General features: G+C 46.7%; 1 protein-coding gene. It reads right to left on the bottom strand.

Going from position 1 to position 1,104, the window contains the following annotated elements:
• Positions 1–36: 36 nt before the first annotated feature.
• The coding region (gene tuf / locus JMY00_RS13445; RefSeq protein WP_201580530.1) for an elongation factor Tu at positions 37–1,104 on the bottom strand (1,068 nt) is incomplete at its 5' end.

The raw sequence follows: 1,104 nt of genomic DNA, 5'->3' as shown, positions 1-1,104 counted from the left end.
TGACTAATTCATAAGCTCATTGCTGAGACTTAAGGATTAGTTCAATACGTTAGCAACAACACCAGCGCCTACAGTACGGCCGCCTTCACGAATAGCGAAGCGAAGACCTTTGTCCATAGCGATTGGGTGGATAAGCTCTACGCCCATCTCAACGTTATCACCAGGCATTACCATTTCAGTACCGTCTTGTAATTGGATTGCGCCAGTTACGTCAGTAGTACGGAAGTAGAACTGTGGACGATAGCCGTTTAGGAATGGTGTGTGACGACCACCCTCTTCTTTTGACAATACATATACTTCAGCGTCAAACTTGGTGTGAGGAGTGATTGAACCTGGCTTAGCTAGTACTTGGCCACGTTGTACGTCTTCACGCTTAGTACCACGTAGTAGTACGCCACAGTTTTCGCCTGCACGACCTTCGTCAAGCAGTTTACGGAACATCTCTACACCAGTACAGGTGGTTTTTTGAGTGTCACGGATACCAACGATTTCGATCTCGTCACCAACTTTAACGATACCAGATTCAACACGGCCTGTTACTACAGTACCACGACCTGAGATTGAGAATACGTCTTCGATTGGCATTAGGAATGCTTTGTCGATGTCACGCTCTGGCTCTGGGATGTAGGTGTCTAGTACGTTTAGTAGTTCTACAACAGCTGGTTGGCCGTATTTTTCTTGTGAGCCTTTTAGGGCTTCAGTAGCAGAACCTTTAACGATAGGAGTGTCATCGCCTGGGAAGTCATAGTCGTTCAATAGTTCACGAACTTCCATTTCTACTAGTTCTAACAATTCTTCGTCATCAACCATGTCACATTTGTTCATGAATACGATGATGTACGGTACGCCAACCTGACGTGAAAGCAAGATGTGCTCACGAGTCTGTGGCATAGGGCCGTCAGTTGCAGATACTACTAGGATTGCGCCGTCCATCTGTGCCGCACCAGTGATCATGTTTTTAACATAATCGGCGTGACCTGGGCAATCTACGTGTGCGTAGTGACGGCTGTCTGTGTCATATTCTACGTGTGAGGTGTTGATGGTGATACCACGTGCTTTTTCTTCTGGTGCTGAGTCAATAGACGCGTAGTCTTTGGCTTCGCC

Source organism: Psychrobacter sp. Pi2-52 (assembly GCF_904846705.1).
Classification (GTDB): domain Bacteria; phylum Pseudomonadota; class Gammaproteobacteria; order Pseudomonadales; family Moraxellaceae; genus Psychrobacter.
This window is presented reverse-complemented; position numbering and strand designations above follow the sequence as displayed.